Below are 23,966 nucleotides of genomic sequence, written 5' to 3' on the forward strand. Positions count from 1 at the left end.
TGGGTTACGCTCCGCTAACCCACCCTACGTTTCATGTTCACTCGAATGCCGAATGGAATTAGGAATCGCGTTCGGGGCAAGAGCCGGGCACTTCTCGGAATTGCCAAGACAATGCCGGTTTCATACGATTTCATCGGCGTTCGTTATTGAAACGCTAAGTCATTAGTACCAGTTACAGAATTACAATCCAATGAATCAGAAGTTGAGTCGGCGCGGATTCTTGAAATCCGCTTCCTTAGTAGCCTTAGGGGGAACGCTTTTCAACGTGGCTCGGGCTGTCCCGCCTGCGTCCGAAGGGCTTCGTTTGGGCCCTGGTCAGCTCTTTTCCTTTGAGGCGCTGATCGAGCGGGCTGCTGCCATGGCCAAGGCGCCCTATGAATCACCACCCAAACCCCTGCCCAAAGTCGTTCAGCAGATCGATTACGATGCTTGGGGGAATATCCGTTACCGTCCCGATTATGCTTTGTTCGCGAATGGGCCGTCCCTCTATCCGGCTACTTTTTTTCACGTGGGCCAGTTCTTCCAGAAGTCGGTCAAGATGCACGTTCTGGAGCACGGAGTGGCGCGGGAAATCTTGTACAGACCCAAGTATTTTTCGATGCCCAAGGACAGCATCGCCCGCAAGCTGCCTGAAGATACGGGCTTTGCAGGTTTTCGCCTGCAGGAATCTCGGAAGCGCAAGGACTGGCGAACCCAAGACTGGATAGCCTTTCTCGGCGCCTCATATTTTCGGGCCATCGGCGCCTTGGGCCAGTACGGACTGTCCGCCCGCGGCGTTATCGTGGACTCCGCCGAACCCACGCCTGAAGAATTTCCGGATTTCACCGAATTTTTCATCGAGGGCGCTCGGAAAGAGGACCAGCCGGTCTCGGTTTACGCTCTGCTGAATAGCCCCAGCCTTACCGGTGCTTATCATTTTTCGATCCGGCGTACCGAGGGCGTGATACAGGACGTCGAGGTGGTTCTTTTCCTGCGCAAGGACATCACCCGGTTGGGACTGGCCCCATTGACCTCCATGTATTGGTTCAGCGAAAAGGAGAAACGCCAACGCGAGGACTGGCGCCCGGAAGTCCACGATTCCGACGGTCTCGCGATCTGGAACGGCAACGGCGAACGGCTCTGGCGTCCGTTGATCAATCAGCCCTTCGCCGTGACCTCCAGCTTCGCCGACAAGGGGCCGAAAGGTTTCGGCCTGATGCAGCGCGACCGGGTGTACGAAAACTATCTCGACGGCGTCAACTACGAACGGCGGCCCAGCCTGTGGGTGGAGCCGCTGGACGACTGGGGCCCCGGCGCCGTCCAATTGGTGGAACTGCCTACGGACGACGAAATCCACGACAACATCGTGGCTTACTGGCGGCCGGACGGACCGGCGCGTGCCGGCAATTCCTACCGGCTGCGCTATCGGCTGCACTGGCTGGGGGACGAGCCCCACCCGGCGCAGGTGGCCCGCTGCGTGGCGACCCGGATCGGGCGTGGCGGTCAGCCGGGAAAACCCCGGCCGAAGGGCGTGTACAAGATTTGCGTCGAATTCGCGGGCTCGGCGCTGGATCCGCTGTGGGGCGATTCGGTCAAGGCCGAACCGGTCGTCTCCGCGTCCGGCGGAACCGTCTCCGGCGCCTTCATCGAGCCGGTGCCGGGCACGCGCCGCTGGAGGGCTATCTTCGACCTCGTCCCGACCGGCAGCGATCCTGTCGAGCTCCGGCTCTACATCCGCGGCAACGGCGATGCGCTGACCGAAACCTGGCTCTACCAGTTCCGCGCGGGCCCGGCCTAATTCCAAATCGCTTTCAATCAGGAATTGATTTTTGTAGGGTGGGTTAGGCCGCGAGGCCGTAACCCACCGAGCGGCCTCGGACCTGTCCTGAACCAAGTCGAAGGGTCGGTGGGTTACGCTTCGCTAACCCACCCTACAAGTCTACAGATCGATCACGAGCCGGTTCAGATTCGGTGCCTTGATGAGATCGCCGTCGATCTCGCACGGTTTGCCGTCGGCGTGGGCTTGCCGCGCGCCCGGATAGCGAAGGACGATCCGTTTCGGCGCGGTTCCGGTCACGCTCAGATCGACCGTCACTTGCGATTCGCCGCGGCGGGCTCTGAGACTGACCGTTCCGAAGCAGGTCGGCAGCTCGTTCAGCGTAATGCCTTCGCCTTCCCACCAGGCATCGGGGACGGCTCGAAAAAGTTCGAGCGTGCCGCCGTTTTCCCTAATCAACATGCGGCGGATCGCGGTGGCGAATTCGGCGCCGATCCAGGTGTGAGGCATATCGCCGATATAGTCCGGCACGCGCGGGTCGGCCCAGACGACCTCGGCCCAATGACGCCAACCGGCGGGTCTGCGCCAGGTGAGCGCATCCCCGAGGAGCCGGAAGGCTTCCTCGGTTCGACCCAGCGCCACGAGCGCGTTCAGATTGCGAATCTCGTACGGCGTAAAGCCCCCTTGGAAGTCGGGCGCGCGAATGAGTTCGAGATGGTCGAGATACAGATCGTAGGTTGCCTGAATGTACTCCGCCGGAAGCACATCCTCCACACGGCAGGGTTCGAAAGCGATGGAGGTCGACGTGGGATCGACATCCTCGCGATCGGCGGAGGCATGGACCAGCCCCGAACCGAGCTCTTCGGTCGTCATTCGCAATGAGCGGGCCAGGTTTGCGGCGAACTCCTGTTCCTTGGTTTCGGCCAGGTTCGCGATTTCCGCATCGCCGATCTCGGCGGCCAGATAGGCGCAGTCGCGCCACGCCCGCAACGCGAAAAAGTTGTCCCAGTAGCTGTAGGTCGGCTTGTTGTAACCCTCGTGGCTGATGGATGGCGCCAAAAGCCCATGGAACCGCGTTTCGGGCCCGTGCAGCGCATTGGTTCGCGCGCAGAGTTCCTCGATGAATCGGGTGGCCCGGACGACGGGTTCGAAAATGGCTTCGAGAAAGGCGCGATCCCGGCTGAAGCGATAGGTGTCGGCTGCGATCGCCACGAACTGGCCCTGGGCGTCGAACTCGATGTCGCTTCCGTAGCCGCGGTTTACGCTACCGTCGGGATTCAGGATCGGCGGCACCATGCCGTTGTCGTAGATGCGTTTCGAGTACCACAGCACGTAGCGCTCGGCCTCTTCGATCAAACCGGCGTAGAGCAGGGCAAGGGCCTGCGAGGAGCCGTCGCGTATCCAGGTTCGGTCGTAATTGCGCGGACCGGGCTTGAAGGCATAGCGGGTGGCGTTCACCAGGATGAGTCCCGTCTGTGCCTCGACCGTATCGCTGACTTCGCGGTCTCCCACCGTGATTCTGCGCGGGCCGATCTTCTCGCGCCAAACTCGAGCGACCTTCTCGCGAATGCTGGCGAAGTCGACCTCCGTGTCGGGTGCGATACCGTCCCTGAGCGGAGCCGATACGACGAAGGAAGCGGTCTCGCCCGGGGCCAGGGAAAAGTCGAACTCGCATGCGGCACTCAGGAGACCGGAATCGGAATGCAAGCAGCGTTCGGTGTGCTGCGGCTGGTTCTCGATCAGTTTCACCACGTCTCCGTCGTGAAATTCGGCGATCGTCGCGACATCGGGGGCACTCGAAAAACCGGCATACCACCCATCGTTGACCCGAACCTCCTTTCCGTCGATGGCTATCGAGTTGATGATCGCGTGTCCGCCGTGTTGCCAATACGGGTTGATTTGGGCGGGGCGCAGCGCGAGGACGAGCGCCCCTTGCTGCGGCACGCCGGCGCGGTTCGTGATGCGGTACTCGACTATCGCTTGCCCTGCATCGGCGAGGGCGGTCGCCCTAAGTTCCACCTCCCGTGCCGACCACGCGACGGAAGGAATGGGCAGCGCGCCGTCGGCCAGCGTTTGAGTGATCGCGGAAGCGCCGGGCGCGCCGTGAAGCGTTCCGTCCAGTCGAAGCAACGGCATGAGTTGGCCGGAACCGGGGCGGGGCTCGAGATTGCCGTATTCGTCGAAAAGGGCATCCTCGGACCGATCGATCTCCCCGAGCACGGTCCAATAGACCTGCCGCTCCAGAAGAGCCTGCGGATAAAGATCGCTGCGCGCCACTTGCGCCGCGCGCTCCAGTTGGCCGATCGGCATTCTGTCCTTGTTCAGGATGCGGAGCTTGAGTTCGTCGACGACAGCCCCTTCCGGACTGCTTGCCTCGTGAACCGTGAAGCGCAGATAGCGGCTCGTGGTGGATCGCCAATAAAAGCTGTCGTAGTCGCCGTTGCCGAGGATGATGCGGCCGACCTCCCGAAAGTTCTTGCCGTCGTCGGAAAGCTCGACCGAAAAGTCGGTTCCGTAAGTCTCTCCCCATTGGACCAGCACGCCGAGCGGCGATCGCGTATACCCGAAATCGACGGTAATGCTCTCGCCTGGCGGAATCTTGACCGGCCCACGGCCCAACGCCGCGATTCGCCCCGGCTCTTGCACCGACGCGGCCTCGCCCGGACCGTACAGGTTGATTTCGACGATTTCGAGGCCCCGCTCCGGCTCCGGATCGGCGCAAGTCCAGCGCACGAATCGAGCCTCCGTCGGCGGAAACGCGAAGACGTCTTGACCGCCCTCGCCGTGGCGGGTGGCACAAAGAGGCGTCCACGCTTCGCCGTCGAGCGAGGACACGAAGGAATATACCTTGGGCGCATGCCTGCCCCAGTAAACCTCGAGTCCTCCGAGGATCGCGATCCGGCCGAAATCGATCTCGAGCCAGGGGGGCACCGACGGTTCGGAGACCCATCGCGTCGAGTAGGAGTCGTCGATGGCGGCTCGGGGATCGCCGCCGCTGGCAGTCACCGTCCATCGGCCTTTGTAGGGGACATTCATGCGCACTCCGCAGTCGGGTGTAGTGAGTTGGCTCAGAAGATTAACACCATTGCAGCGCTGATCCGACTGCTGGCTTCACCCTTCCGCGGCAGGCGGCTCGAGGTATTCTTGCGCCACAATTTCGTGCAGAAAGAGATAGCCGAATCCTCGGCACATCCACTGCGCACGGAATACCGGTGAAGACGTCAACTTCGCCCCATGCCATGCCCTTGTTTTCGAAGAAAGCCAATGATCAACGAGTTGACACGCTCGGGCGCGTCCGCCTGAACCCAGTGACTCGCCTCGGGGATGCGTTCGACCCGGATATTCGGAACCCATCGTTCCAAACCCTGGGTCAGCCCGATACCGAGATAGCGATCCTGCTCACCCCAGATCAAAAGTGTCGGCGCATGAATGGGGCGGATCTGCCGCCGGAATCGGAGAAGGTTGCGGCGGAACAGGGCACGGTAATAATGAATCGCCGCAGTCAGCGCGCCCGGCTGCGCCAGGGCTTGCTTGTAGCACTGAATGTCGGCTTCGGTGAACGCATCGGGCCGCACCGGATCGGTCCGCAATATCCGGCCTAATCCGGCATAATCATCCGCTCGAATCAGCCTTTCGGGCAGCCACGGGAGCTGGAAGAAGAATACGTACCAGGACTTCCGCAACTGCGCCGGCGTCCTGAGTTCCTGAAAGAAACGCTCCGGATGCGGGGCATTCAGGACGATCAAATTCTCTACCGCCTGCGGATGGCGCATGGCCAGAAACCAGGCGATGGCACCGCCCCAATCATGTCCGACCACCGCGCATCGCTCTTGGCCCAGCGCGTGAATGATCGCGAGCACGTCGTCCGCCAGGGTTTCCAGGCGATAACGCCTGATTCCAGCGGGTTTTTCGGACTCGTTGTAGCCGCGGAGATCCGGGGCGACTACGCGAAAGCCCGCTTCCGCCAGTGCCGGGATTTGGTGACGCCATGAGTACCAGAATTCCGGAAATCCGTGCAGCAACACGACGAGAGGCCCGGTTCCGGCTTCCACCCAGTGCAGGCGTATTCCGTTGACTACCGCGTAGCGGTGATTCCAGTGCCGGGATGATGCCTCTCCGGGTGCCATACCTTATCGATAGCTGCTGCGCGGAAGTCAGCTGTGCGAGGTCCCCGGCTTCTCGGCGAGCAGGGCCCGCAGCGCGGCCTTGGGCTCGTCGAGGAGGGGGCGGCCATGGTCGAAGCAGAGCACCGCGAAGTCCAGGTCCAGCAAATTCCGCACGCTCTGCCGAGTTAGCGCCGGGTTCTCGTGATACTCGGCCGGAACAAAGGCCAAGGCCTCGCCGGCTCCGTGCGACAGAAGATCCGGGCAAAACAGGATGCCGGGACGCTTCGGCAAGAAGAAGGCGTAATGCGCGGATTCCGGTCCCGGCGTGTGGATCGCCCGAAGGCCCCCCGGCAGCACATCGCCTGCCCGGTAGCGCAGGTCCGGTTCCTCGTCCATGGGCCGCGTGCCGTCGGGCGCATACACCTTCACGCCCAAACGACGGCGGTAATGCCAGGCGGCCCGCTGATGGCAGGCGGCGGTGAGGCAAATCGCCTCCACCGGCCCTAAGCGTTCGAGGACCGCTGTCTCGACCCTCAAGGGATCGATAAGGACCATGCGGTCACCCGACGCGATGGCGTGCGCATCGCTCTCGTAACCGATACGATCATCCTGTACGGACCAGCGCCACACCCCGGGCACCACGGTTTCGATCGTTGCCGCAATGGCTTTCGGTTCGGACATCACACTTCCTTTCGGATCGTCTTCTTTGTTTAGACGCCGGCCTCATCCGTATGCTCCTGTCGGTCGCGCGGCGTGCTCGATCGCGCCACTTCGCACGGTGATCGGCGAATAGCCGACGGAATTTCCGAATCACCCGCAATCCGTTCGGCCGCCTTTTTCATTTCGGTAACACTCGCGTGCAACTCCCTTTCGGGAGACGAGTCTGATTAGTCAGGCGAGAGCAGTACGGATCACTCGGAGGAGAATGCCATGAAGCGGAACTCAACACTGTACGGGGCGGCCGTGGGGGCCGCGTTGATGTATTTGCTCGACCCGGATCGCGGGCGATATCGCCGGGCCGTTCTCCGCGACAAGACGACGAGCAGCATGAACCGATTCGATGACGCGTTTCAGGTGGCCCTGCGCGACCTTCGCAATCGCGCGGTCGGCATGGTCGCGGAGCTCAACGGGTGGCTGACGGCGGGGCCTGTCCCCGACGACTTGCTGGTTGATAGGGTACGGTCCAATATCGGACGGGTGGTCTCCCATCCCAAAGTCATCGACGTCAAGGTGCAGGACGGTTTTGTGACGCTCTCCGGTCCGGTACTGGCGCATGAGCACAAGCCGCTCTACCGGTGTGTGGCCTCGGTACGCGGAGTCAGGGGTGTGGACGATCGGCTGGAAGTACATGAGACCGCGGAGCAGATCCCCGAACTTCAGGGCGGAGTTCCGCGCCGCCGGATACGCCCGGACATCCTGCAGGAGAACTGGGCGCCGGCCACCCGGCTGATCGCCGGCGCAACCGGAACCACCCTGGCGGTCAATGCCCTGCGGCATGCGAGTCCGCTCACGGCCGTTTTGGGTTTGGCGGGTTCCACCCTGATCCTGCGGGCACTGACCAACAAACCGCTCACGGGCGGACCGAGCGTCGCCGAGGGCTACCGTCCCGAGGCAATTCAATCGCCTCGCCCCGCACCCGAGACGACCCAACAGCCTCCCCCGTCCGAACGGGAGGAAGCGCTCCATTAAGAGAAGAGAGACTCAGGATGAAAGTCCTCATACTCAGTTCAGACTATTTCGAGGATGCCGAACTCCTCGTGCCGTACTACCGGCTGAAAGAGGAGGGAATTCCGGTCGAGATCGGTTCCGACAAAACCGGGACGATCATCGGCAAACACGGCTACGAAGTGGCGGTCGACAAGAAGCTTTCGGAAATCGTTCCGCAAGATTACGACGTTCTTCTGCTCCCCGGCGGCAAAGCGCCGGCCGCATTGCGGGAGGAACCCTCGGCTTTGGCGATCGCCAAGGTTTTCATGCAGAACGATCGGCCGGTAGCGGCCGTTTGCCACGGGCCGCAGATCCTGATATCGGCCGGTGTGCTGAAGAATCGGCACGCCACTTGTTATCGGGCCGTCGCGGACGAAATGAGGCAAGCCGGAGCCCATTATGAAGACCGGGAGGTCGTCGTGGACGGCAATCTGGTAACGTCGAGACAACCCGCGGATCTCCCGGCGTTCATGCGGGAATTCATGAAGCTCCTGAAAAACAGGGCTTCTCGTTGATATGGAAGAATTACCGGAACAGCCATGAATACCGAACAAGCCCGCTTGCGGGAACTCCAAATGCAAATGGAGGAATGGCAAGCCGAACTCGACCGGCTGGAAGCGTGGCCAGCGACCCGGCTCGAGCAAAAGGAGCGGATCGAGGCGCTAAGGGAAAAACTGCGGATCGGCGCGGAACAGCTGAGCGAGTGGCGCGGCGGACGCTTGGAAATACCGTAAAGCAGAAATACCAGCCGAGTTGAGGAACGAAACTCGGGTTTTCAGCCGTTGTTGGGACTCCTATGGATACACTTTTCGAAAACCGCACGGACGCCGGCCGCAAATTGGCGGAGGCCTTGGGTGCTTATGCCGGCCGTTCCGACCTGATCGTTCTCGCCCTGCCGCGCGGCGGGGTGCCGGTGGCATACGAAGTCGCCCGTGCCCTGAAAGCGCCCTTGGACCTTTTGATCGTGCGCAAGCTCGGAACACCCGGCAATCCGGAGTTGGCCATGGGCGCGATCGCCAGCGGGGGCGCCTCCGTGCTGAACCGCGATGTGGTATCGATCTACCGGATCAGCGACGAAGTTATCGAGAACGCCGCCGCGAAAGAGCGCCAGGAACTGGAGCGCCGCGAGCGGCTTTACCGGGGCGATCGTCCGTACCCCGATATCGAGAACCGCTGCATCATCGTGGTGGACGACGGCATCGCCACGGGAGCGACCATGCGCGCCGGCCTCGCCGCCCTGCGCCAGCGAAACCCGGCTTGCATCGTGGTCGCCGTGCCGCTGGCGCCGGTGGATACGGTGGAGCGTTTGCGCGCCGAAGTCGACGAGGTGGTCTGCTTGATGACTCCCGAGCCGTTTTTTGCAGTGGGTCAAGGATACCGGGACTTTTCCCAGACCACCGATGACGAGGTTCGGGAGATTCTTACCCGAGCCTGGGGCGAGACATCGGATTAAACAAGCTTTTTGTTCGGCAGGGAGATGAAGAGATGAATCAAGCCGCACCCTCGGATTCCATTGAATTTCCGGTAGGTCCGGCGGGCGTGACGCTGTCCGGCTCGCTGTTCATTCCGGACCAGCCTCAAGGACTCGTGATCTTCGCCCACGGCAGCGGCAGCAGCCGGTTCAGCCCGCGCAACCGCGCCGTCGCCGATTTCCTCAACCGCGCCGACCTCGCTACGCTGCTGTTCGATCTTCTCACCGCGGAGGAACACGAGGTCGACCAGTACACCCGTCAATTCCGTTTCGACATCGGCCTTTTGACCGACCGCCTGGTGGGCGCGATCGACTGGGCCACGCAATACGAATTGACCACCGACCTTTCCTTCGGATTGTTCGGCGCCAGCACCGGTGCGGCGGCGGCGCTCCGGGCCGCGGCCGAGCGTCCGGAATCGGTGGCGGCCGTGGTATCGCGGGGCGGACGGCCGGATCTCGCGGAGGAGCGATTGCCCGAGGTTCTGGCACCCACGCTCCTGATCGTCGGCGGTTACGACGATGTGGTCATCGAGCTCAACCGCTTGGCGGCGGAGCGCATGAATGCCGTGAACCGGCTGGAGATAGTCCCCGGCGCGACCCATCTGTTCGAGGAACCCGGCACGCTGGAAAAGGTGGAAGAACTCGCCCGCGACTGGTTCCTGAAGTATCTGCGTCGATGAACCGCGGCCCGCTTCGCCTGTTCGCGCTGAGCGAAAGCCGGACATTGGGAGAAAACATCGCCCGCGCATTGGGTTCTGACTTGTCCTTAGTCGAGGAAAAAGATTTCGACGACGGCGAGCACAAGGCGTATCCGGCCGAGAACGTGCGGGACTCCGACGTATTCGTGGTGCAATCGCTGTACGACGAGCCCGGCAAGACCGTCAACGACAAACTGTGCCGCCTGTGGTTTTTTGTCGGTGCGCTCAAGGATGCGTCCGCCGCCTCGGTGACTGCGGTCGTGCCGTATTTGGCCTATGCTCGGGCCGACCGGAAAACCCGGCCGCGCGAACCGGTCACGCTGCGTTATGTGGCGCAGCTGTTCGAGGCCGCGGGCGCGGACCGGGTTATCACCCTCGACGTCCACGATCTGGCGGGTTTTCAGAATGCCTTCCGCTGCCGGACCGACCATTTGGAAGCCGGGAAGCTGCTGATCGAGCATTTCGCGGCGAAACTCCACGGAGACGTGGCCGTGGTCTCGCCCGACGCAGGTGGGCTCAAACGGGCAGAGAGCTTCCGCCGCAAGTTGTCCCGGCGGCTCGGCGCGACTGTCGGCAGCGCCCTCATGGAAAAGTACCGCAGCGATGACACGGTACGCGGTGCGATTCTGGCGGGAAATGTGCGCGGCAAAACGGCCCTCATCGTCGATGACATGATCAGCACCGGCGGCACCGTAGCGCGCGCCGCCCAGGTTTGCCGCGAACAAGGCGCCTTAGCCGTCCACGTCGCCTCAACCCACGGGCTGTTCGTCGGCGAGGCCGCGAGCGTCGTGGCCGATCCCGTCCTGGACAGCCTGGCCGTCACCGACAGCGTTCCGCTTTTCAGGCTTCCTCCGGAAACGGCTCAGGGGAAGCTGACGGTCATCCCGATCGCGCCGCTGTTCGCGGAAGCCGTCCGGCAGATCCATGCCGGCGGTTCCGTCAGCGCGTTGATGGAGGATTGAAAGAGCCGGCCGAAACCGCTGAGCGCCCAACAAGTAAGTCGGGAATCCTTTCCCGACGTTAACGGGTCGGCACGCAGGCTTGTCGGCAAAGGATTGCCGACCTACTAACTTCGTTCAGCACATCCTACGAACGGGTCCGTCGGCCAAGGATTGCCGACCTGCGAACCTGAGCTTGGACCGATAAACGCCAGCCCGGTTTAATGTTTGCCGCCTTTATGTCCGCCCTTGCGCGTCGGCTCGCGATCCTCCTCTTTTCCGTGACCGCTGCCGCCCCGCTTTTTCCCGCCGCCGTGAATTTTGTTCACCGTGGCCCACGCGCGCCGCTCGGCTTCCTCTTCGGGGACGCCGCGCGATTCGTAACCTTCCTCGATGTGCCGAGCCTGCCGTTTCTGCTTCTCGGTGTACTTTTCTTTACTTCCTCTGGCCATAGCCCTGTCCTCTGCCGTTCGGACCGATGTTCGAATGGGAACAAGCCGACCTTGGTCGAACTTATTCCAAACCGTTTTCGAGAAGGAATTCATGTTTGTAGGGTGGGTTAGGCCGCGAGGCCGTAACCCGCCGAGCGGCCTCGGACCTGTCCTGAGCCAAGTCGAAGGGTCGGTGGGCTACGCGGAGCCTGTCCTGAGCCTGTCGAAGGGCTAACCCGCCATCGATGGGTTTCGCTTCGCTCTACCCATCCTACGATGAATGTTCACTCGAACGCCGGATAAAATTAGACCGGCTCAGGGCCGACGAGTTTGGTCTGGCCGGTGCGCCTTACGACGGGTGCCGGCCGCGAACTCGCATGGGAATCCGGCGGTCTCAGTTGAGGAAGTCCTATTGTGGGATTCTTACAATAACCGGAGTTTCGAGCGTCATGACGAGCGTTCTCATCACGGGGAGCAACCGCGGATTGGGGCTGGAATGGTGCCGCCAGTACGCCCAGGCCGGATGGCAGGTCTTCGCTACCTGCCGATACCCCGACGAGGCGGATGAATTGGCGCGGTTGGCGGACCGGTACCGAGCGGTACGCATCCATCAGCTGGACGTGACGAACGCCGGCCGGATCGTTGCCTTAGCCGAGGAACTGCGGGAGACGCCCATCGATCTCCTACTCAACAATGCCGGGGTTTATACCGAGAAATACCTGCCGTTGAACGCGCCCCTCAATTACGATGACTGGGCCTACACGTTTCAGGTCAACACCATGGCTCCGCTCCGCATCACCAAGGCATTCGTCGAATCTCTGGCGCGCAGCGAAAAGCGGTTGGTGGTGGCGATCACCAGTCATATGGGCTCCATTGCCGAGATCGACAGCCCCGGCAGTTACTTTTACCGATCCAGCAAGGCCGCGCTGAACGCGGTGATGAAGGGACTCTCGCTGGAACTCAAGCCGTTGAACATCGGCGTGCTTCTATTACACCCCGGCTGGGTGGGGACTCGGATGGGCGGCACCGGCGCGCCTTTGACGCCGGAAGAAAGCGTGCGCGGCATGCGAAAGCTAATCGACAAGTTCACACTGGCGGATACCGGCCGTTTCTTTCGCTATGACGGCACCGAGATTCCCTGGTAAGAAATACTCCCTGCTCGTGCGATGCCGGCCGCTCCTCGGAACCGGCGTCACATAGCGCTCGCGGCGGCTTTCGCCAAGCGATGGGCAGCTTGATTGTGCTCTCGCGGCACTGCGCACAGGTCGAGCCGCTCGAACCGACGGGCCAAACGGCGGATTGCGGCGAATCGATGATCGTGCGGGTGCCGCTGCCAGAGCTGAACCAGAGCGGGGCAGTCGGTGTGCACTCGGAGAACGGTCCCGCGGGACTCCAATGCCAGCTCCAAAGCCCGTTCCAACGCCCCGATCTCGGTTTCGAAGGGTGGGAGAACGGACGGCACCCGCCCGGCGCTCTTCGCCACGACTTCTCCATGAGCATCGGTCACGATCGCCCCGATTCCGTTCGCTGCGCCCGAAGCCGTGCGGACGCTCGAGCCGTCGCACCAGGCTGAAAATCCTTCCGGGGGAAGCGGGCTCGCATAAACCAGCCAAATCAGGCGATCGCGGATCTGCAGGATCGTTTGCGCCCGCGCGGGTTGTAGGCGCACCTGCCGCGCGCTGCGCTGCCGGATGCGTTCGGCTAGCGCTGCCGGACCTGCCTGCTTGGCCGCAGCGATCAGCTCGGCCGTATCCGAGTCCGCGTCGAGCAGCCCATCGATCATCCGGTTGAGATGTCGGGATTCGTTGCGACTGGTATTCATCACCGGTTGGAGTCGGGAAGAGGGAGCAAGTTTTCTTGCCCACGCCCACAGACGCCGCCGGACGCTGATTTCGCGACTCGCGTTTTTTCCTAGCGTTTTCGAAAACGGTCTAGTGCCTGCTCTCCTTGGTAAAGCCAACGGGCGTTGGTTTTTCATGTCTGGATTGTTTCAAAAATGGAAACATTATCGTAAATAAAAAGACTTTTATGATGTTTAATTAAACTATCTGATCTAATCCATAAGAAATCGTTATTAAACAAAAGGAACAATCGTGACGATACTGATACTAACTGGATGTACATCAGCAAGGGGAAATCACTATGACGAGCGTTGAAATATTCTTGGCATTGGTATTTTTCGGCACCACCGGCGGGTCCATCGGGTTCTGCCTGAAGAATTACGACCGGATGGACGATAAGGACAAACAATGAGCAAGCGTTCGCGCCATACGCGCATAAAAAGCCGGGGTTTGGAAGCCCCGGCTTTTTTATGTCGAACAAGAACCCGGCGGCTCGAATGACGAATGCCCGCCAATCGCCTTCGATCGAGGGCTGAAGCCTGTCTTGAGCTGTGTCGAAAGGCCCGCTCCCGCAAGAAATTATCCATAATCCGCATCCGGGCGCCTCTGATCAGACAAGCGTGACCCTGCCGAAAGACCGAAGAGCGTTTTGCGGCATTCTTCACGCATTTTCATGTCTGAATGATCAAATCACTTTGAAAAAAGCCATCGGCTTTTTCACTCCGGCTCGAGAGGCACGCAATGCCCGAAACGATTGTGATCGTTCACAATAAGGTCCCGGCTCGAATCCGCATCCGGGTGCCTCTGATCAGAAATAAGCGGACTATGGCCGAGCTGCTCAAGCAAAGCCTGCTCGGGGACGCTCAGGCGAGGGGGATCTACCATGCCGAACCGAACATCACTACGGGGACCTTTCTGATCAAATATCACCCCGCCCTGCATACCGAGGCGGAGGTCATCGAGCGGGTCCGGGCCATTGCACGGAACATCTCCGCCGGAACCATCGAGATTACCGCCAAGCACAAGAATCCCAAGCTCGGCAAGATGCGACCGCAGGCCTTTTTCACGCGGGAGCTGTTCGTGAGCATCGGCGGGAATGTCATTGCGGGACTCGTATTGGCGGCTCTGATCGCCCGCGGATAGTACGCCTGTCAGCCGGATCCGTGTCGATACGAGTCTTTCTATCCGGCGCATGGCCCGCCGAAACGGACCGGCCCGGTTCGGATGCGCGAACGACAATTCGTGGTTTTGCGGGAAGAGCCCGTGTCGCATCGGAAATCCGCTTCGGGGTGCGAGATTCCGCGCCCGCGGCGGATATTCGAATGAACCGCCCGGATATCGTACTCTTTCCTTTTTCGGCGACGGCCATTGCCATTTCGTTGGACGCTCCGGCGGTGCTGGCGTGGCCGAGCGGAATAGCGGACGATAATCCGGATCGTCAGGCAAAAAATTATTCGTTTGCCGGAATCGGAAAGAGAACCGTAGGAGCGCTTCACGCCATAAACATGAATGATGCAGCGAACGGAGAGGCGCGTTCATGATCGACGGAATACGCGTACCCATCGATTCGGAGTCGCAAATTCTAATCGCTCGGCAGCAGGCCCGATTGTTGGCGGCGGAGCTGGGCTTCTGGTCGGTCGAACAAAGCTTTATCGCCATGGCCATCTCGGAGGTGGCCCTCAACATCCTTCAGTACGCCGGAAAAGGCGAAGTCATTCTGAGCAAGGCTCAAAAGAACGGCAGCCAGGGCATCGTCGTCGTGGCCCGCGACGATGGGCCGGGTATTCCCGATGTCGAATTGGCCATGCAGGAGGGATATTCGACGAGCGGGGGAGCCGGGCTGGGTCTGGCGGGTGCCAAGCGGCTGATGGACGAGTTCGAGGTCGTGTCCGACGTCGGGAAAGGGACGACCGTGACGATGAAGAAATGGGTGCGGTAGGTTGCGGTCCAGCGGTCTATGGGTGAAGCGCCGCAGGCCGACTTCCGGCGGATTGAATTGAGCGGCGGTCCGGGAGTCCAATAGCCGAGCAAGTCGTTATTTTGCCCCGTGAAAATGCTGCGTTTTTCCGGCCAGATGCCGCAGGGCCGTATCTTGGAGCCATGCAATGAATGACGAAAGGGTCGAGGATGAACTCGCGGCCCAATACACGGCGGCATTGTATGACTATTTGGCCGGCGTGGAAGGAAATCCTTTGCTGCGCGCCTATCGGCTGGGACGCCAGGCTGTCGCGGCGAATTTGAGCCTTTCGGCGGTGGCCGCGATTCATCATAAAGCGCTGGCGGGCCTTTCGGCTCGAGCCATCGCTCCTTCCGAAGGCGTCGATGTCGAATTGCAGGCGGAGGTATTTTTTCGAGAGACGCTCGCGCCTTTCGAAAGGACGTCGCGCAGCCATGATGACGCCATGACCCGAATGCGCCTGCTCAACGAGAGTTTGGAAAGGACCAATAAGCGCCTGACCGAGATCTACCGCGACAAGGAACAAGCCATCGCCGAATTGAGCCAAAGCGAGGAAGCCTTGCGCATGTGTCACCTCGAGCTGGAAAAGCAGGCGAAGACGCAGAGCATGGAGCTTACAACGGCCAAAGCGACCCTGCATGCGGAGATCGCCGAACGCAAGCTCACCGAAATCGCTCTCAGGGAAAGCGAAGCCCGGTTCCGGGCGATTTTCGAGCGGGCCGGCATCGGCATCGCACTCTTGGACAAGAACGGAAGGATCAGGGAATGCAATTTCGCCCTGCAGGAGATGCTGGGCTTTAGTGCCGAGGAGCTGCACGGCCGGGTCATTTTCGACCTGAGCTACCCGGACGATCTCGAAGTCAGCATTCAGCGGTTCAAGGGCTTGGTCGAGGGGAAATACAAGCACTATAGCCTGGAAAAGCGCTTTATCCGGAAAAACGGCACGGTGGTCTGGGTCCGCAAGATCGTTTCCGGAACCTACGGGTTCAGGGGCGAACTGCAATTCGCCATCGATATGGTCGAGGACATCACCGAAAGCAAGGTCGCCGAGGAGTCTTTGCGGGAAAGCGAGGCCCGGTTTCGTCAGATCGTCGATATGACTTGCGAGTGGATCTGGGAACAGGATGCGGAAGGCCGCTACACCTATTCCAGCACCGCGGTTAAAAGTATTCTCGGTTATGACGCCGAGGAAATCATCGGAAAACCCTATTACGAGCTCTTCTTCCCGGAAGACAGAGAACGCTCTGCGGTGCTGGCACCGGAACTGATCGCTCGCGAAGAGTCCTTTGTTCGCCTGATCAACCGGTATCAGCATAAGGACGGCCGCGAAGTGTTTACCGAATCGACCGGCATCCCGCTCTCCGACAGCCGGGGCCACTTGCTGAGGTGGCGCGGGGTGGATAACGACGTTACCGAACGCAAACGCTTCGTGGACGCCCTAAGGCTTAGGGACCGGGCCATCGCCGCGTCCAGCGTGGGTATCATCATCACCGATCCCCATCAGCCGGGCAATCCCATCATCTACGCCAATCCCGCCTTCATCCAGATGACGGGCCGCAGCCGGGACGAGGTGATCGGGTGGAATCCCCGCTTTCTGCAAGGTCCGGAAACCGATCCGAAGGCGATCGAGGAGATTCGGAAAGCCGTATGGGAAGAGCGTGATTGCCATCTGACGCTGAAAAATTACCGCAAGGACGGCACGCCGTTTTGGAACGAGCTGTTCATTTCTCCGGTGAGGGACGAAAACGGCCGGGTGACCCATTTCATCGGCACCCAGACCGACGTCACGGCATTGCGGCGCATCGAGGAAGAGCGTCACGAGATGGAAATCGCAAGGCAGATCCAGTTGTCCCTCTTGCCGAGCGTTCCGTTGCGGATGGAAGGCGTTCAGGTGGCAGGGTATTGCCTGCCGGCGGTCCATGTCGGCGGCGATTATTTCGACTATTTCGCCACCGAAGACGGGGTCGATATCGTGATCGCCGACGTGTCCGGGCACTCGGTGGGCGCCGCTCTGATCATGGCCGAAACCCGCAGCACGCTGAAAATGGGAACCGACTGGATGGCGAAAGGCCAGGCGAGGCTCCGCAACGGCGCAAAAAGGACTCTGTCGGTCTTGAATGATCTCCTGTTCGAGGATTTGAACCAGGCCAGCTTTTTCATCTCCATGTTCTACCTGAGCTACCGTTCGGATACCCGGCGGATCAGCTACGCCAACGCGGGGCACAACCGTCCGCTGTTGCTGCGTAATGGGGAGCGGAACTGCACGGAACTGGATGCCGAGGGGCTCATTTTGGGGGTAAAGAAAGGAGTGACCTTCGAAGAGAAAGCACTCGCCTTGAACGAGGGCGATATGGTGCTGCTATATACCGATGGGATTACCGAGGCGCGCAATAAACAAGGGGAGTTTTTCGGCGAATCCCGTCTCTGCGAGCTCGTTATCGCGCATGCTCAGGCATCCCCTCAAGAGCTGATCCAGATTATCGTCGACGAGCTCGGCGCGTTTTGTCAAAGCCGGTCCTTCGATGACGACATTTCTCTCGTGGTGCTGAAAGCGCTTTAAGCCGAGGAGCGTTTTTCGAATGCCGGGGGTCCAATGATTGGATTTTCGACTTATCAAAGAGGTGGCTTGTGTCCACGTCGATTCGGACCGGAGCTTCGGATATTGCCGCGAAAGAACCGCCTTTGTTCAGTCTGAAGCGTCTGGTGCTGGTACTGGCGGGTTATGCGGCGCTCTACCTGACGGCTCGCTGGTATGAGGGGACTTACGCGTGGTCGACGGGGCTCGACGCTTTCGCGCCGGAGTTCGAGACCTACTGGATGAATCTCTTTTACGCCGAAATCTTGGTGGAAACGATCGTGGCCGCTCTTCTTTGGGGCTGGCTATGGCGGAGCCGGGATCGCAATTTGGAGAGGTACTGGGCGCACTTCATCGACACCGAGACTGCGCTGTCCAGAGCGAAAGGCGAAGCCTTGCGCGAACTGTTATGGAAAACGCGTGATCGCGATGTCGTGACATTGACCCCGCGCGAGGAGCTGCGCCGGAACATGACCCACCTGATCTGGCTGGCCGCTTATGCGTGGGCTTTCTATTGGGGAACCAGCTTCTTCACGGAGCAGGATGCGACCTGGCATCAAACGGTCGTGCGCGACACCGACTTTACCCCCAATCACATCATCGTGTTCTACATGAGCTACCCCGTTTACATCATTACCGGCTGGGGTGCCTTTCTGTATGCCAAGACGCGCCTGCCTTACTTCGCCAAGGGATTTTCCGTGCCCTACCTGTTTTCCGTGGTCGGTCCGTTCACGCTTTTGCCGAACGTCGGTTACAACGAATGGGGCCATACCTTCTGGTTCATGGAAGAGGTGTTCGTAGCGCCCCTGCACTACGGCTTCGTCGTTTTCGCCTGGTTCGCGCTGTCGATCGGCGGCGTATTGCTGCAGGTTTTTGCCAGCATTTTGTATCTGATCAAAAAAGACCTGTCGCCCGAGCCGGATTCGCGACCAACGCCGAACGGCTGAAAGCGCTAGATCACGGCGGCGTGAAAGTGGTTGCCTTGGGGGCCGACATCGAGAATCATTGCGACATCGCCGTCGTCCGGTCTCGGCTCAAGACGGACCGTGGCAAGAATTGCTTACGCACCGACTCTTTATCATCGACTAATGGAGCAAAGGGCATGGATACATTCATGCAGGCTGCGTTCGAAGAAGCCGAGAAGGGATTGCAGACCGGGGGAATACCGATCGGATCGGTGCTGGTGCATCGGGATCGCATCATCGGTCGCGGCCACAACCGGCGCGTGCAGCAAGGAAATCCCATCCTGCATGCGGAAATGGACGCCTTGGCGAATGCCGGACGTCAGCCTGTATCGGTTTATCGCGAGAGCACGCTTTATACGACGCTATCGCCCTGCGCCATGTGCACGGGAGCGATTTTGCTGTACCAAATTCCCAGGGTCGTGATCGGCGAGAACCGGACATTCCTCGGTGAAGAGGAGCTGCTGCGGTCGCGCGGCATTTCCGTCGAGGTACGCAACGACCCCGACTGTATTCGCCTCATGTCGCGCTTCATCGAGACTCACCCCGAGCTGTGGGGAGAAGATATCGGTGTCTAAAACGAGCTCAAACTATTAACCCGGCCTATGAATATAGGCCGGGTTAATCCGGGGCAGGGTTTCCTTAGCGCGGCGACAAGCGAGTGAGCTAAGGCCTAAGCGTGTACCGGCCTGGGCGGCGGCCCGAAATACCAGGAGGGTATTTACGGGCCTGATTAATAGGGTGATCGCGCTATGGGGCAACGCCCCTCGTGAGTCGTAGGTCGGCAATCCCTTGCCGACAAACTGTGTCTGTCAGGATGGAGCCCCGCCCTTTACGGCTTGTAGGCCGACACTCCCTTGCCGACAACCGCTAGAGCATTTTTATACCTACTGTACGGGCACTGGCGAGTAGGTCGGGAATCCCTTCCCGACGCCATGCTCCGGCCGAGCGTCTTCGTCGGCAAGGGATTGCCGACCTACGAAAGCTTGAGTCGAGCTACCCTGGCCGAAGGCGCCAACGACTCCTGTCAGGCCTGTTTTGCCCTACGAGCGAGATGAAAACGCTCTAAAACGCGGACAGCCGGCGTATTCTCCATGGAAGCGCCTGCATGACCTTGGGAAACCGGCGCGTCACGACCTCGCCGATACCGCCGCGCACGGTCACCATATAGCGGTGAAGCGGCAAGGCTTCCGTCTTCATGCTCAGCGGCAGCGCGGCCGTCTTGACGGCGCAGCTGTCCAGCCATTCGATTCCGGTGCCTAGGAGGTCCGCATCGTCATGGAGGCGGTGAATGCCCTCCAAATCCAGCAGAAAACCCGGACCGCATCGGGCATAGGGCGGACTCTCGTCGTAGGCCATCTTGAACCCGAAGCATCCCGGAGGCGCGAGGAAGGCGCTGCGCGCCGCGACCAGCCTGTCGCCGACCCGCAAAGTAAGCAGCGAGAGGCGCTTACGGCGGTGCGCCTCTTTGAGAATGTCCTTGGCGATCGCAGCGCCATCGGGCATGGATGCCATGGAGGTGCCGATCTTTCCCTTCCATTGGCTGAATTCCAGGGAGATGAATTCGTCGAAAAGACGGTCGACGTCGTCGGATCTGTCGAGATCGGCGACCCGTACCGGTCCTAGATCCTCGAGCAGGCGGCGCAAGCGCCTGAGATGTCGGCGCCGTTTGCCCGACAGTACGCGTGCGAAATAGGTCTCGGCATCCGTTTGGCGGCGGTACAGGTGCGATTCGCGGACATCATGTACATGGCACAATCGATGGTCCTCGGTAAGCCAGCACTCGGCCGCGCGGAGGATCTCGCTGTCGCCGGGCAGGTCCTTGAACAGGATGATAGTCGGCGGGTGCTGCCGGGCGAGCAGCCATCGGCCCAATGCCGCCAGGCTGTTGCCGACCGCCCCGTAGCGGAGCAGCGGCGTGCGGCGCAGCGTCCAACGATACGCGTCCTGCCACGGACGCAGACAGCGAACCGGGCACAGCGGGTGGAGCAGTGTCTGCTCGAACGGGAAGAAGCCGATCAGCGTTTCGGGCGCTTCCGAACCGCTGTCGTCGGTCCCGTGAACGAGCAGAAAACGCAGGCGCTGCTTGCTTTTCGAGGCCTTGAGCAGCGGCAGAAAATACCACGGTTCGTAGAAAGGATTGGGGTGCGCCGCTTTTTCCGCCAGGTCTTCGAGAGCCTCGCGATGGTGTTCGATGCCTTCGATCGTGTCGATGACGGTGACCGAACCTAGGCGCGCATCCCCGAACGGAAATATACTCGGCCGAGAGACGCCGCGCGCGGCTCGGGCAGTTCGGTTCAACCAGTCATTCCTGCCCGTCGAGTGCCGTTTCAATACCCGCCTCCGAGCGTCCCGCGCGGGACAAGGGTTTGCGCAGTCCTTTCATGTTTGGAGGAGTGGAGCGCTCTCGAACCCTATCGGGCTCGATTGGAAACCTGATCACATCGTCGGGAGGAGAGAGGAATCTTGTTTGCTCTCGGTTCGACAGGATCGGCTCGGGGCCGGAAATGCGTGATGACTCGTTCATGGAATCCCTTCGCAGAAAACGTAAAGAACGTCAGTGTAGAAGCCTTGGCGTCCCTGATCGTGAAATAATGGGATTTGGACAAAATGTCGTCAAGAGGCGATCCGAAACGATCATCGAGGTGCCGAGCCATGCGTGTTACCGTTCGATCCCGATTTAAACCGAGCGTGCCGGCGGCTCTGCTGGCCGCGCTGGCGGGTTGCGCTTCGCAGCCGGATTTGGGGTCGTCCGGCCGGTGGGTGGACCTCACCCATTCTTTTTCTGCCGAGACCGTGTACTGGCCCACTGCGACGCCCTTCCGTCTGGAACCGGTGTTTGTCGGGACGACCGAAAAGGGCTTTCATTACGAGGCCTATCAGTTCCAAGCGGCGGAACATGGCGGCACTCATCTGGATGCCTCGAATCATTTTTCCGCTCACGGTCTCGCGGTCGACCGGATTCCGCTCGACCGGCTGATCGGTCCAGCCGTCGTGATCGACGTATCGTCCAATGCCGTGAAAAATCCCGATTACAGGGTGGGCCAAGACGATTTTGCCGCTTGGGAAAAGAGCCACGGACCGATACCCGAAGAGGCGATCGTATTGCTGCATACGGGCTATGGCCGGTTTTGGCCGGACCCGGTCAAGTATTTGGGTACCGCCGAGCGGGGCGAGGCGGCGGTGGCGAAACTCCACTTTCCCGGCCTGGCCCCCGAAGCCGCGCGCTGGTTGGCCGAACGGCGCCGCATCAAAGCCGTCGGATTGGATACGGCGAGCATCGACTATGGGCAGTCATCGCATTTCGAGGCCCATAGAATTCTCTCGGAAAAGCGCATTCCGATTTTCGAAAACGTCGCCCGGCTCGGCGAACTGCCCACGACGGGCGCCATGGTGGTGGCCCTGCCGATGAAGATCGAGGGCGGCAGCGGCGCGCCTCTCCGGATTATCGCGTGGGTGCCTGGAAAGAATCGATAAGGCGGTTGCGGGACTAATTTACGGCTTGTGGGAGCGGGCTAAAGTGAAGTAGGTCGGCAATCCTTTGCCGACGCACCGGGTCGACAACGGGCTTGGTCGGCAAAGGGTTGCCGACCTACGACCTGTCGTTTCCCGGTTCATGACTTCCGGTCCTGCCCGGCATCCGCTGCGAAAAACGATATCCCCTGCGCCAGCGGAAGAGCCTCTCCCCAATTGATGGTATTGGTCTGCCGCCGCATGTACATCTTCCAGGCATCGGAACCCGCTTCGCGACCGCCTCCGGTATCTTTCTCGCCGCCGAAGGCTCCGCCGATTTCGGCGCCCGACGTGCCGACATTGACATTGGCGATACCGCAGTCGCTGCCCGAAGCCGACAGGAACCGCTCGGCCGATCTGAGATTCAGCGTGAACAGCGACGAGGACAGTCCTTGCGATGCGCTGTTCTGCCGGGCGATCGCCTCTTCCAGACGGCGGAACGTCATCACGTAGACGATAGGCGCGAAGGTTTCGCGTTGCACGATGTCCCAGTGGTTTTCCGCCCGGATCAAGGTCGGCTCGACAAAGCAGCCGGGCCGATCGAGCACCCGGCCGCCGTAGAGCACCTCGCCACCCTGGCGCCGTGCTGCATGCACGGCGTTACGGTACGCCTCGACGGCCGCCGGGTCGATGAGGGGCCCCATGAGGGTCGAAGGGTCCAGGGGATCGCCGATCCGCACTTGGCCGTAAGCCCGGATCAGCCTCTCGACCAGTTCGTCATGGACGTCCTCGTGGACGATCAGCCGCCGAATGCTGGTGCAGCGCTGGCCGGCCGTTCCCACCGCACCGAACACGATGGCCTGGAGCGCGAGGTTCAGGTCGGCGGTCTCGTCGACGATGACGGCATTGTTGCCGGACAGCTCCAGAAGGCTCCGCCCCAAGCGTTCGGCGACTTTCGCCGCCACCTGGCGGCCCACGGCCGTGGAACCGGTGAAGGAGATCAAGGGCAGCCGCGCATCGCGGACGAAACGGTCCAGCAATTCCGGATTTTCCGGCAAGAAGGTGGAAAAGATACCCGGATACCCCATCTCCGCCACGGCTCGGTCGCACAGGTGCTGGACCGCCATGGCGCAAAGAGGCGTCTTGGGGGATGGCTTCCAGACCACGGTATCGCCGCACACCGTCGCGACGAACGCATTCCAGGACCAAACCGCCACCGGGAAATTGAAGCCCGTGATGACGCCTATCGGCCCCAAGGGATGCCATTGCTCGTAGAGCCGGTGTTCGGGGCGCTCGGAAGGCATCGTGATCCCGTACAACATGCGCGACAGCCCGACGGCATAGTCGGCCATGTCGATCATCTCCTGCACCTCGCCATCCCCTTCCGCCTTGATCTTTCCCGTTTCGAGCGCCACCAGGCTGCCCAACGCATCCTTGTGTTCGCGCAAGGCATCGCCGATCCGGCGGACCAGCTCGCCCCGCTCGGGCGCCGGGACCAGGCGCCACTCCTCGTAGGCTTTCCGGGCCTCTTCCAGCACGGTTTCGTACTGCGCTTCCGAGCACAGCGTGACTTCGGCGATAATCTCGCCGGTAGCCGGATTGCAGGAGCTTAGCCGCGGAGCATCGCGAGCCTCCAGCCATCCTTCGTAGGCGGCATAGCTGCCGACGTTGACGTCCAGAAGATGCAAAGTCTCGAACAGTCGATCCTTGAAGGCGTTGTCGTGAATGTGCATAGGTATTTTCCGGTTTGAGGCATAGAGCCTTGTGCCAGTTAGATTCGGGGCGGCAGGGAGAGGTTCGGATAGCCGAGATCATCAACCTTCCGAGACTTCGGCTGTCTAATCTATCGTAGGTCGGCAATCCCTTGCCGACACCGGGGTCGACAAGCGGGTTCGTCGGCAAGGGATTGCCGACCTACGAAATCTGTCAATCGCCCCGAGTAGATCGGGGACCCTTTCCCAATCGCCAATAGTCGCTAAGTCGCGACCTTCCTTTTGGGAGAACGGTTTGGGACGAGGGTTTGCCTTAATCCCGCCCTATCGTACGCTTTTCACAGAGGCAGAGAGGTCTT

At 60.8% G+C, this 23,966-nt stretch carries 21 protein-coding genes; 14 read left to right on the forward strand and 7 right to left on the reverse strand.

The features are described 5' to 3' along the window. Nucleotides 1–190 precede the first annotated feature (190 nt). Nucleotides 191–1,777 (forward strand): glucan biosynthesis protein, encoded by a 1,587-nt coding sequence (locus ACR2R1_RS15495; protein ID WP_077730942.1) that lies wholly within the window; start codon nucleotides 191–193, stop codon nucleotides 1,775–1,777. A gap of 141 nt (nucleotides 1,778–1,918) precedes the next feature. Here ACR2R1_RS15495 and ACR2R1_RS15500 read toward each other — a convergent pair whose 3' ends face one another. The 3 genes from ACR2R1_RS15500 to ACR2R1_RS15510 form a co-directional block, all read right to left on the reverse strand. Then, on the reverse strand, nucleotides 1,919–4,792 hold the full coding sequence (locus ACR2R1_RS15500; RefSeq protein ID WP_434110820.1) for a discoidin domain-containing protein: 2,874 nt from the start codon (nucleotides 4,790–4,792) through the stop codon (nucleotides 1,919–1,921). Between the two features lie 185 nt (nucleotides 4,793–4,977). Beyond that, nucleotides 4,978–5,883: an alpha/beta fold hydrolase gene (locus ACR2R1_RS15505; protein ID WP_077730940.1), complete on the reverse strand. Its 906-nt coding sequence runs from the start codon at nucleotides 5,881–5,883 to the stop codon at nucleotides 4,978–4,980. A gap of 27 nt (nucleotides 5,884–5,910) precedes the next feature. Beyond that, on the reverse strand, nucleotides 5,911–6,543 hold the full coding sequence (locus ACR2R1_RS15510; protein ID WP_205780799.1) for a hypothetical protein: 633 nt from the start codon (nucleotides 6,541–6,543) through the stop codon (nucleotides 5,911–5,913). A gap of 249 nt (nucleotides 6,544–6,792) precedes the next feature. Here ACR2R1_RS15510 and ACR2R1_RS15515 point away from each other — a divergent pair, with 249 nt between their 5' ends. The 6 genes from ACR2R1_RS15515 to ACR2R1_RS15540 all read left to right on the forward strand — a co-directional run bounded on the left by ACR2R1_RS15515 (nucleotide 6,793) and on the right by ACR2R1_RS15540 (nucleotide 10,700). Further along, entirely contained in the window at nucleotides 6,793–7,551 is a 759-nt protein-coding gene (locus tag ACR2R1_RS15515; protein WP_077730939.1) for a BON domain-containing protein, read from the forward strand. Nucleotides 7,552–7,568: 17 nt separating this feature from the next. Beyond that, on the forward strand, nucleotides 7,569–8,084 hold the full coding sequence (locus ACR2R1_RS15520; protein WP_434110822.1) for a type 1 glutamine amidotransferase domain-containing protein: 516 nt from the start codon (nucleotides 7,569–7,571) through the stop codon (nucleotides 8,082–8,084). A gap of 24 nt (nucleotides 8,085–8,108) precedes the next feature. Next, nucleotides 8,109–8,303, forward strand: a complete 195-nt coding sequence (locus ACR2R1_RS15525; protein WP_086134842.1) for a hypothetical protein — start codon at nucleotides 8,109–8,111, stop codon at nucleotides 8,301–8,303. A gap of 62 nt (nucleotides 8,304–8,365) precedes the next feature. Continuing rightward, on the forward strand, nucleotides 8,366–9,022 hold the full coding sequence (locus ACR2R1_RS15530; RefSeq protein WP_086134843.1) for a phosphoribosyltransferase: 657 nt from the start codon (nucleotides 8,366–8,368) through the stop codon (nucleotides 9,020–9,022). Nucleotides 9,023–9,054: 32 nt separating this feature from the next. Then, nucleotides 9,055–9,720: a dienelactone hydrolase family protein gene (locus ACR2R1_RS15535; RefSeq protein WP_077730935.1), complete on the forward strand. Its 666-nt coding sequence runs from the start codon at nucleotides 9,055–9,057 to the stop codon at nucleotides 9,718–9,720. Then, the gene (locus ACR2R1_RS15540) at nucleotides 9,717–10,700 is read left to right on the forward strand and encodes a ribose-phosphate diphosphokinase (protein WP_156879868.1); all 984 of its coding nucleotides are present in this window, start codon (nucleotides 9,717–9,719) and stop codon (nucleotides 10,698–10,700) included. Before ACR2R1_RS15535 ends, ACR2R1_RS15540 begins: the two co-directional genes overlap by 4 nt. A gap of 197 nt (nucleotides 10,701–10,897) precedes the next feature. Here ACR2R1_RS15540 and ACR2R1_RS15545 read toward each other — a convergent pair whose 3' ends face one another. Then, on the reverse strand, nucleotides 10,898–11,128 hold the full coding sequence (locus ACR2R1_RS15545; RefSeq protein WP_205780798.1) for a hypothetical protein: 231 nt from the start codon (nucleotides 11,126–11,128) through the stop codon (nucleotides 10,898–10,900). 428 nt (nucleotides 11,129–11,556) lie between these two features. Here ACR2R1_RS15545 and ACR2R1_RS15550 point away from each other — a divergent pair, with 428 nt between their 5' ends. Further along, entirely contained in the window at nucleotides 11,557–12,252 is a 696-nt protein-coding gene (locus ACR2R1_RS15550) for an SDR family oxidoreductase (RefSeq protein WP_434110826.1), read from the forward strand. Between the two features lie 47 nt (nucleotides 12,253–12,299). Here the strand turns inward: ACR2R1_RS15550 and ACR2R1_RS15555 are convergent, their stop codons facing one another. Next, nucleotides 12,300–12,929, reverse strand: a complete 630-nt coding sequence (locus ACR2R1_RS15555) for a ribonuclease H family protein (RefSeq protein ID WP_166642450.1) — start codon at nucleotides 12,927–12,929, stop codon at nucleotides 12,300–12,302. A 760-nt stretch (nucleotides 12,930–13,689) separates the two neighbouring features. Between ACR2R1_RS15555 and ACR2R1_RS15560 the strand changes: the two genes are divergently transcribed. From ACR2R1_RS15560 to ACR2R1_RS15580, 5 genes are all read left to right on the forward strand, one after another. Further along, on the forward strand, nucleotides 13,690–14,091 hold the full coding sequence (locus ACR2R1_RS15560) for a hypothetical protein (protein ID WP_434110828.1): 402 nt from the start codon (nucleotides 13,690–13,692) through the stop codon (nucleotides 14,089–14,091). A 394-nt stretch (nucleotides 14,092–14,485) separates the two neighbouring features. Next, entirely contained in the window at nucleotides 14,486–14,887 is a 402-nt protein-coding gene (locus ACR2R1_RS15565; RefSeq protein WP_077730929.1) for an ATP-binding protein, read from the forward strand. Between the two features lie 166 nt (nucleotides 14,888–15,053). Then, nucleotides 15,054–17,465 carry a PAS domain S-box protein gene (locus ACR2R1_RS15570; protein WP_434110829.1) on the forward strand — a complete coding sequence of 804 codons (2,412 nt, stop codon included), beginning with the start codon at nucleotides 15,054–15,056 and terminating at the stop codon, nucleotides 17,463–17,465. A gap of 68 nt (nucleotides 17,466–17,533) precedes the next feature. Further along, on the forward strand, nucleotides 17,534–18,427 hold the full coding sequence (locus tag ACR2R1_RS15575) for a methane monooxygenase/ammonia monooxygenase subunit C (RefSeq protein WP_434110831.1): 894 nt from the start codon (nucleotides 17,534–17,536) through the stop codon (nucleotides 18,425–18,427). Between the two features lie 155 nt (nucleotides 18,428–18,582). Then, on the forward strand, nucleotides 18,583–19,020 hold the full coding sequence (locus ACR2R1_RS15580) for a nucleoside deaminase (protein WP_434110833.1): 438 nt from the start codon (nucleotides 18,583–18,585) through the stop codon (nucleotides 19,018–19,020). 487 nt (nucleotides 19,021–19,507) lie between these two features. Here the strand turns inward: ACR2R1_RS15580 and ACR2R1_RS15585 are convergent, their stop codons facing one another. Next, nucleotides 19,508–20,743 (reverse strand): GNAT family N-acetyltransferase, encoded by a 1,236-nt coding sequence (locus ACR2R1_RS15585; protein ID WP_434110835.1) that lies wholly within the window; start codon nucleotides 20,741–20,743, stop codon nucleotides 19,508–19,510. A gap of 354 nt (nucleotides 20,744–21,097) precedes the next feature. Here ACR2R1_RS15585 and ACR2R1_RS15590 point away from each other — a divergent pair, with 354 nt between their 5' ends. Next, the gene (locus ACR2R1_RS15590; protein ID WP_077730926.1) at nucleotides 21,098–21,919 is read left to right on the forward strand and encodes a cyclase family protein; all 822 of its coding nucleotides are present in this window, start codon (nucleotides 21,098–21,100) and stop codon (nucleotides 21,917–21,919) included. 137 nt (nucleotides 21,920–22,056) lie between these two features. On the opposite strand, the gene amaB is transcribed toward ACR2R1_RS15590, so the two are convergent. Further along, nucleotides 22,057–23,628, reverse strand: coding sequence for an L-piperidine-6-carboxylate dehydrogenase (amaB, locus tag ACR2R1_RS15595; protein ID WP_434110838.1), 1,572 nt, complete (start codon nucleotides 23,626–23,628; stop codon nucleotides 22,057–22,059). Between the last annotated feature and the right edge of the window lie 338 nt (nucleotides 23,629–23,966).

Source organism: Methylocaldum sp. GT1TLB, assembly GCF_051027445.1.
Taxonomy (GTDB): Bacteria; Pseudomonadota; Gammaproteobacteria; order Methylococcales; family Methylococcaceae; genus Methylocaldum.

What these genes read in the sequence shown, in the direction of transcription:
- ACR2R1_RS15500 (WP_434110820.1), bottom strand. Translation starts at nt 4,792, where the DNA reads ATGAATGTCCCCTACAAAGGCCGATGGACGGTGACTGCCAGCGGCGGC.
- ACR2R1_RS15525 (WP_086134842.1), top strand. Translation starts at nt 8,109, where the DNA reads ATGAATACCGAACAAGCCCGCTTGCGGGAACTCCAAATGCAAATGGAG.
- ACR2R1_RS15560 (WP_434110828.1), top strand. Translation starts at nt 13,690, where the DNA reads ATGCCCGAAACGATTGTGATCGTTCACAATAAGGTCCCGGCTCGAATC.
- ACR2R1_RS15530 (WP_086134843.1), top strand. Translation starts at nt 8,366, where the DNA reads ATGGATACACTTTTCGAAAACCGCACGGACGCCGGCCGCAAATTGGCG.
- ACR2R1_RS15590 (WP_077730926.1), top strand. Translation starts at nt 21,098, where the DNA reads ATGCGTGTTACCGTTCGATCCCGATTTAAACCGAGCGTGCCGGCGGCT.
- ACR2R1_RS15505 (WP_077730940.1), bottom strand. Translation starts at nt 5,883, where the DNA reads ATGGCACCCGGAGAGGCATCATCCCGGCACTGGAATCACCGCTACGCG.
- ACR2R1_RS15545 (WP_205780798.1), bottom strand. Translation starts at nt 11,128, where the DNA reads ATGGCCAGAGGAAGTAAAGAAAAGTACACCGAGAAGCAGAAACGGCAG.
- ACR2R1_RS15570 (WP_434110829.1), top strand. Translation starts at nt 15,054, where the DNA reads ATGAATGACGAAAGGGTCGAGGATGAACTCGCGGCCCAATACACGGCG.
- ACR2R1_RS15540 (WP_156879868.1), top strand. Translation starts at nt 9,717, where the DNA reads ATGAACCGCGGCCCGCTTCGCCTGTTCGCGCTGAGCGAAAGCCGGACA.
- ACR2R1_RS15580 (WP_434110833.1), top strand. Translation starts at nt 18,583, where the DNA reads ATGGATACATTCATGCAGGCTGCGTTCGAAGAAGCCGAGAAGGGATTG.
- ACR2R1_RS15495 (WP_077730942.1), top strand. Translation starts at nt 191, where the DNA reads ATGAATCAGAAGTTGAGTCGGCGCGGATTCTTGAAATCCGCTTCCTTA.
- ACR2R1_RS15565 (WP_077730929.1), top strand. Translation starts at nt 14,486, where the DNA reads ATGATCGACGGAATACGCGTACCCATCGATTCGGAGTCGCAAATTCTA.
- ACR2R1_RS15510 (WP_205780799.1), bottom strand. Translation starts at nt 6,543, where the DNA reads ATGTCCGAACCGAAAGCCATTGCGGCAACGATCGAAACCGTGGTGCCC.
- ACR2R1_RS15515 (WP_077730939.1), top strand. Translation starts at nt 6,793, where the DNA reads ATGAAGCGGAACTCAACACTGTACGGGGCGGCCGTGGGGGCCGCGTTG.
- ACR2R1_RS15550 (WP_434110826.1), top strand. Translation starts at nt 11,557, where the DNA reads ATGACGAGCGTTCTCATCACGGGGAGCAACCGCGGATTGGGGCTGGAA.
- ACR2R1_RS15555 (WP_166642450.1), bottom strand. Translation starts at nt 12,929, where the DNA reads ATGAATACCAGTCGCAACGAATCCCGACATCTCAACCGGATGATCGAT.
- ACR2R1_RS15520 (WP_434110822.1), top strand. Translation starts at nt 7,569, where the DNA reads ATGAAAGTCCTCATACTCAGTTCAGACTATTTCGAGGATGCCGAACTC.
- ACR2R1_RS15535 (WP_077730935.1), top strand. Translation starts at nt 9,055, where the DNA reads ATGAATCAAGCCGCACCCTCGGATTCCATTGAATTTCCGGTAGGTCCG.
- amaB (WP_434110838.1), bottom strand. Translation starts at nt 23,628, where the DNA reads ATGCACATTCACGACAACGCCTTCAAGGATCGACTGTTCGAGACTTTG.